The organism is Candidatus Accumulibacter vicinus (assembly GCF_000584955.1).
GTDB lineage: Bacteria > Pseudomonadota > Gammaproteobacteria > Burkholderiales > Rhodocyclaceae > Accumulibacter > Accumulibacter vicinus.
In genome coordinates, this window is record NZ_JDSS02000024.1 from 1 (window position 1) to 6,846 (window position 6,846).

Annotated in this window: 6 protein-coding genes and 1 pseudogene; 2 read left to right on the forward strand and 5 right to left on the reverse strand. The window is 63.8% G+C overall.

Annotated features, from left to right (window positions below):
* The 5 genes from CAPSK01_RS10530 to CAPSK01_RS10550 form a co-directional block, all read right to left on the reverse strand.
* Positions 1–412, reverse strand: a 412-nt coding sequence (locus CAPSK01_RS10530; protein WP_034926148.1) for an NAD-dependent epimerase/dehydratase family protein, incomplete at its 3' end; no start/stop codon positions are given.
* Between the two features lies 1 nt (position 413).
* A complete protein-coding gene (gene rfbH / locus CAPSK01_RS10535) occupies positions 414–1,718 on the reverse strand; it encodes a lipopolysaccharide biosynthesis protein RfbH (RefSeq protein ID WP_034926150.1) in 1,305 nt (434 codons plus the stop codon).
* The gene (locus tag CAPSK01_RS22645; RefSeq protein ID WP_273703485.1) at positions 1,715–3,733 is read right to left on the reverse strand and encodes a nucleotide sugar dehydrogenase; all 2,019 of its coding nucleotides are present in this window, start codon (positions 3,731–3,733) and stop codon (positions 1,715–1,717) included. Before CAPSK01_RS22645 ends, rfbH begins: the two co-directional genes overlap by 4 nt.
* A gap of 5 nt (positions 3,734–3,738) precedes the next feature.
* Entirely contained in the window at positions 3,739–4,803 is a 1,065-nt protein-coding gene (locus CAPSK01_RS10545; protein ID WP_273703486.1) for an NAD-dependent epimerase/dehydratase family protein, read from the reverse strand.
* A complete protein-coding gene (locus CAPSK01_RS10550; protein ID WP_273703487.1) occupies positions 4,800–5,129 on the reverse strand; it encodes a hypothetical protein in 330 nt (109 codons plus the stop codon). The genes CAPSK01_RS10545 and CAPSK01_RS10550 overlap by 4 nt, the downstream gene beginning before the upstream one ends.
* Before the next feature lie 222 nt (positions 5,130–5,351).
* Between CAPSK01_RS10550 and CAPSK01_RS22650 the strand changes: the two genes are divergently transcribed.
* Both CAPSK01_RS22650 and CAPSK01_RS10560 read left to right on the forward strand, forming a co-directional pair.
* Positions 5,352–6,443, forward strand: a complete 1,092-nt coding sequence (locus CAPSK01_RS22650; RefSeq protein ID WP_273703488.1) for a Druantia anti-phage system protein DruA — start codon at positions 5,352–5,354, stop codon at positions 6,441–6,443.
* 50 nt (positions 6,444–6,493) lie between these two features.
* A pseudogene (locus tag CAPSK01_RS10560) lies at positions 6,494–6,846 on the forward strand (ISAs1 family transposase); the annotation flags it as partial.

Sequence of the window (6,846 nt, forward strand, 5' to 3'; positions counted from 1 at the left end):
GGCCGGCGGCGCCGTCGAGCACCCGGCGGGTGCCGTCGACAATGGTGTCGAAGGCCGCGCGCGGGTCGACGATGGCGCGGGCCGAGTCGAACGCCGCATGGATCACGTGGCTGACAGGCTCGCGCGGGAAGGCGAAGTCGCGCACGTCGCCGGAGAGTGGCCGAATAAAGCCCGACCTGGCGAGGTGGGGTGCCTTGCGCGCAAAGGCAGCCGGGTCACGAGTCAGCACCGTGGCCGTGACGCGCAGGTCCAAACGCTGTCTCGCCCAGGCCAGGCTTTCCAGCAGCCAGTTGCCGACGAAGCCGGTGCCGCCGGTGATGAAAAGGTGGCCGCCGTCAAGCGTCGGCCAGAGCTCCGGCGTTCGATCGACCACATCGTCGAGGTCGCTGGACAGCGGATGTGGCGCTACCACCTCAGAAGCCGACCCCGAAGAAATCGCCCATCCTGGCGACGACGTAGTCGATCGCCGCGTCGTCGATGCCGGGGAAGGTGCCGATGTGGAAGGTGTTACTCATGATGATGTCGGCATTGGCTAGGCTGCCCGCGACCCGGTAGTGCCGGTTGGCGAAATACGGCTGCCGCGTGACGTTGCCGGCAAACAACAGCCGCGTGCCGATGCGGTGCTCGTCGAGATAGCGCAGCAGGTCGACGCGGTTGCAGTTCGCCTCGGGCCGCAGCGTGAGCGGAAAGCCGAACCACGCCGGGTCGGCGCCGGGCGTGGCCTCGGGAAGTATGAGGTATTCCTCGAGTCCGGCCAGCCCGGCACGCAGCCGTCTGAAGTTTTCGCGCCTCCGCGCACAGAACTCCCCGATGCGCTCGAGCTGGGCGACGCCGAGCGCCGCCTGCATGTCGGTGATCTTGAGGTTGTAGCCGGCATGCGCATAGACGTACTTGTGGTCGTAGCCCGCCGGCAGGTCGCCGAGCTCCCACTGGTAACGCTTGCCGCAGGTGTTCTCCTTGCCCGGCGGGCACCAGCAATCGCGCCCCCAGTCGCGGAACGATTCGAGCAGGCGCCGTAGCGTCACATCCGAAGTGAATACCGCTCCACCCTCGCCCATAGTGATGTGATGCGCGGGATAGCAGCTCAGGGTGCCGATGTGGCCGAAGGTGCCGACCTTGCGGCCGTGGTACTCGGAGCCGAGCGCATCGCAGCAGTCCTCGATCAGCCAGAGACCATGGCGGTCGGCGATGCGGCGGTACTCGTCTGCCTCGTATGGATTGCCCAGGGTGTGGGCGACGATGATGGCGCGGGTCTGGGGCGAGATCGCGGCCTCGACATGCGCCGGGCTCGGATTGTAGGTGGGGATGTCCGAGTCCACGAAGACCGGGAGCAGCCCGTTTTGCAAGATCGGGTTGATGGTTGTCGGGAAACCTGCAGCCGCGGTGATTACCTCGTCGCCAGGCTTGAGCGCGCGCTCGCCCAGCTGCGGCGACGTGAGGGCTGAAACGGCGAGCAGGTTCGCCGACGAACCGGAACTGGTCGTCAGCACATGCTCGACGCCGATGTAGTCGGCGAGTCGGCGCTCGAAGATGTTGTTGTAGCGGCCTGCCGTCAGCCAGCCGTCGAGCGCCGCATCGACCAGAGCTACCAACTCCGCTTTGCCTATCACTTTGCCCGAGGCGGGGATCGACGTCTCACCCGCGACGAAGGGCGTGCGCGCGAACGCGGCTTCGGCGTACTGCGCCACTGAGTCAAGAATGGCCTGGCGTGTCGTCATGGTGTCGGCTGCTCCGCGTCGTCAATCGGTGGCTTCAGGCAATGACGCAAGTCTACGACCGGCTTGTCGGCCACACCCGTGAGAAGATTCACATATTCGCACCAAGCCGTGGCGATGACCACCACATCGGAGCAGTCGACGACCTCGCGTGCGGACTGCCCGTACTCGATCGGCAACCGATAGCTCTCGGCGAAATTGGCCGTTGCCATCGGGTCATGGGCAACGATCCGCCGATAGCCCCTTTCCAGCAGGCCCGCGATGATGTCGAGCGACGGCGACTCGCGCACGTCGTCCGACTCCGGCTTGAAGGAGAGGCCGAGAATGCCGATCATCTGCGCGGGGCCCGCCGTAGCGGTGATGCGGTCGATGGCGGCGCGCTTGATCGCGGCGTTGGTGGCGATCACCTGCTCCAGCAGACCCGCTTCAACGCCAAGGCGGCGCGCTAGGTGGGCTATCGCCTGGGTGTCCTTCGGCAGGCAGTAGCCACCGAAACCGCAGCCGGGAAAGGCATACGACGCCATGGCGGCGGGCGCGCCATGCCAGCGTTTGTCGCCATGGAGAATGCCGAACGTGCGTCGGATGTCGATGCCGCCCACGCGGCCTGCAATCATCGACATTTCGTTGGCGAAGCTGATCAGCGTCGCCAGCAGCGTGTTCGACAGATACTTGATGAACTCGGCCTCGGTGGGCGTGACGCGCTCCACCGGCGCGGCGAAGCCGGCATAGGCCTCGGCCAGCAGCGCCCAGCCGCGATCGTCGTCGACGCCGACGACGACGCGATCGGGTCGCAGGAAGTCATCCCAGGCACAGCCTTCGCGCAGGAATTCCGGATTCGCGGCCAGCGCCACGGATTCGCCCGCGGCATCCGGCAGGGAGCGCAGCAGAGGGGCGACGACGTCGCGGGTCGTCCCGGGTGGCACGGTGGACTTGATGACCAGCACGACTGGTGCCACGTCGTCGATCGCCGCGACGACCTCGCGCGCCGCCTGCAGCAGGATCGACAGATCGGCGTCGCCGTCGGGGCCGCTCGGCGTGCCGACGCAGAGGAACACCAGCGAGGATCCGCGCACCGCCTCCGCGATGCCGGGCGTGAGCAGGAAGCCCTTGCCGAGATGCCGGCGCAACGCATCGTCGAGGCCGGGTTCGTGGAAGGGCAGTTGGCCCGCAGCCAGCCGGGCGAGCCGTCTGGAGTCCTTGTCGACGCCGCGCACGCGGAAACTCTTCTCGGCGAAGCCGAGCGCTGTGGTCAGTCCGACGAAACCGAGGCCGATGACGGTGATTGCCTGAATCATGGTAGGAAAACGATCAGTGAAACGACGCGTCAGTTCTCGTGCGGCCGGGCGCCGGCAACGCTGCCCGCGACGCGATACCTGCAGTCGCGCGGACAGGCGTCGCAATGGGTCTTCTCGGGCGACGACGGCACCTTGACGGCGACCGTGGCCGATCTTTCGGGCACGAGGCGCTGCGCGCATACGCCGGCCGGAACCAACAGGAAGTCGCCCGCGCCCGCCCAGATCACGGCATCGGCCGCGATGTCGCGATAGCCGATGCGGCCGGTTATGACAAATTCGTAGGCTCTTTATGTGTTTCGGGCGGTTGGCGATCGTCACACAGGGAGGCAAGCATTCGATAGCCTTTTTGTCGTCTACCTTCCATCCGGAGCCTCTCGAAGGAGGAATTTCTGCTCCATCTGGCTCTGTCAAGTCATAAAAAACGCTAAATTCATGACAAAGGCTTGAGGAAATCCTTGGGCGATGCCCTCTTTGCTCAGCAGTCCGAAACGCATAAAGAGCCAATTCGTATTCAGTGACGCCGGCATGCCAGTGCGGACGGCCGTCGTCGCCGGCTTCATACGCGCACATCGCCAGTTCCAGCCTGGTTTCGGCGATGAACGGGTAGTTGGTCGGCTGCTTCAGGTCGCCGACAAGGAACACGTGCTTGTCCGGACCGAGCGCATCGGCATAGGCTTCGCGCGGGACATGGACCAGCTTGCGTCCGACGGTGACGGCCGGCATCGCCATCATCCGGCGTACGAGGAAAACATCCGCGCCAGTCCCTCGCGCACTCTGATTTCCGGGTGCCAGGCCGGTGCCAGCGCCAGCAGCTTGGCGAGGTCCGGACAGCGGCGTTGCGGATTGTCGGTCAGGTAGTGGGCATCCTCGCTCGTCGCGTGGGTGACCGCCAGAGGCGGAGAACGCAGCGCAGCGGCGAGCCGGGCCACGTCAAGGATGCTCACCTCCTCATCGTTGCCGACGTTGTAGGGTTCGCCGTCCCGGCCGCGGAGCATGACCCAGAGGCTGCCCATGATGAAGTCCCGCACGTAGCAGAAGGAGCGCGTGGCGCGGCCGTCGCTGAGCAGGGTGATCGGTTGCTTCTGCAGCGCGGCCGCGACGAAATCCGGAATGACGCGGTGGTCGTCGAGGGAGATGCCGGGACCGTATACGTTGAAGGGCCGGATGATCTTGACCGGCGTCGCGTACAGCTGATGGTAGGTGACGCAGAGCGTCTCGCCCAGGCGCTTGGACTCGTCATAGCACGCGCGCGGCCCTGTGCAGGAGACGTTGCCGCGATAGGTTTCCGGTGTGGGAACCCAGGCCGGATCGGGATCGCCGTAGACTTCGCTGGTGCTCAGGTAAAGCATGCTGCGTGTCTCCGGCTGGCGCGCGAGGCGCAGCATCTGGCGCAGGCCGTCGACATTGACGTCGATCGTCTCTAGCGGAAAGCGACGGTAGTAGGTCGGCGAGGCGATGCCGCCGCCATGGATCAGCCAATGGACTGGCCACAGCGGCTCGTAGGGCTTGCTGATGTCATGCTCGACGAACAGGAAATTGGGATCGTCCGCCAAGTGCCTGACGCGTTCGGAGTGGCCGATCAGGTCGTTGTCAATCGCTATGACGCGGCAGGGACGGTTCGGATGTCGCCGGTTGAATGCGGCGACCATGTCGAGATAGTAGCTGCAGAGAAAGCCGCTTGAACCGGTCACCAGCATCGTCGAGTTGGCCAGCGGGGCAAGGGCGTCTCCCATTTTCTCGACGATGTAGTCGGCGTCGGCTGTGATGATGTTCGTGCATTTCGCCATGCTCATTCCCATGTCTTCCGGGGAGCGCTGCCACTGCTCCACAGGGTTTCGAGATGGTTCTTGTCGCACAGCGTGTCCATCGGCTGCCAGAATCCCCCGGTGGAACCAGGCGCGCAACTGATCGTCGCGCGCGATCCGTGCGACGGGGGCGCCTTCCCAGGGGGCGCTATCGTCCGCAATGTAGTCGAGCACCTGGGCGATAGAACGAATAAGCCGCCGTTGATCCACGCGTCGTCGCCCTGCAGCTTCTCGCGGAAGTCGATGACGCGGTCGGCCTCGACCGCGAGTGCACCGAAACGGCCTGCCGGCTGCATGGCCGTGACCGTCGCCAAGCAGCCGTGCCTGCGATGGAAGGTGACCAGGGCGCGATGTCCGCGTTGAAGGATAGGAAATTCAACCACCATCGGCAGAGTATCTCCGTTCCAGCACCCCATCGTCAAGGGTGAATTCCCCCCGGATCACGGTGAATTTGTCCATTGAGGGATGATTCCCGAAATCAGGGAGTTAGGGCGGGATGCTGGACAAGACCGAAGATTCTTGGTATAACGCAGAGGATGGACTGGGGGAAATTCACAAGCGAAGCGCTCTCGGAGGTGCAAGTGCGCCCGGTAGAACGAAGCGAGGAGGAGCGCTATCAAGAGCAGATGGCGCGCCACCACTACCTTGGTGCGCTGGCGAAGATTGGTGAAACGGTGTGGTACGTGGCGACGTGGCGTGAACAGTGGGTGGCGCAACTGAGTATTTCAGCGGCTGCCCTGAAATGTGGTGTACGTGACCGGTGGATCGGCTGGGACTTTCGCTCGCAGTATGGGCGGCTCAAGCTGATCGCCAACAATAGTCGCTTTTTGATTCTTCCCGAGTGGCATTGGCCAAATGTCGGCTCACGAGTGCTCTCGCTGACTGAACGCCGGGTCGTCGCGGACTGGCAGGCACGCTTTGGTCATCCGTTGCTGTTGCTGGAGACCTTTGTCGATCCCAGGCAGTTTCATGGGGGCGTTTATCGTGCGGCCAACTGGATTGAACTGGGGCTGACGCAAGGGTATCGACGGACCCGGGAAGGTTACAGCGCCGAAGCCGAGGCCCCCAAACGCGTCTTTGTTCGTCCCCTATGCCGCACGCCCCAAGTGCAATTGACCCACCCTGACCGGGCACACCTTCAACTCACAGGAGCCGCCAAGATCATGCTCAACGCCGACCAGATGCGCCAGTTGCCGCAGTGTTTTACGATGATTCCCGATCCCCGCCGTGCGCAAGGACGCCGCCATCGCCTGCCCGTGGTGCTGGGCATTGCGGCCGGTGCGACGCTGTGCGGCATGCGCGGCTACAAGGCCATCTCGAACTGGGCCGATGCCTTGGGACAGAAAGCGCGCGAACGATTTGGCTGTCGGCGCGAGAAGGGACAGTACCTGGTCCCCAGCGAGTCCGTCATTCGCGACTGCCTGGTTCGTATTGAACCGGATGCGATGGATGGCGCACTCAACACCTGGAACCAGGCCTGGGGGACGCAAGACGAGGCGCTGGCGCTTGACGGAAAGACGATGAAAAATGCCATCGACGAGACAGGAGAGCAGGCGCACATCCTGAGCGTGGTCGGGCATGACTCGAAGACCTGTTACGCCCAAAAAAAGTCGGCACCTTACCGGTAGCAGGAAGTGACGAGCAAAAGCGGACCAACGAAATCGGCAGGGCGATCCCCTTGCTCAAAACCTGCGACCTGGCCGGCCAGGACATCACGGCGGATGCTCTGCTGACCCAACGCGCGCTGGCTACCTATCTGGTCGAGCAGCAGGCGCACTACCATTTCACCGTAAAGGGTAACCAGCCAACGCTGGAACGTGATATCGCTTTGCTGTTTGAGAAGCGCCAAAAACCAGACTTCGTCGAGATCACACCTCCCGATCACGGTCGCATAGAGACGCGGAGCATTTGGTGCAGCGCCGCACTCAATGCCTACATCACCTTCCCCCACGTCGCTCAGGTCTTTCTGATCGAGCGGGAAATCATCGAGAAAAAAACCGGTCAGTACTCGCGTGAGATCGCACTGGGGAT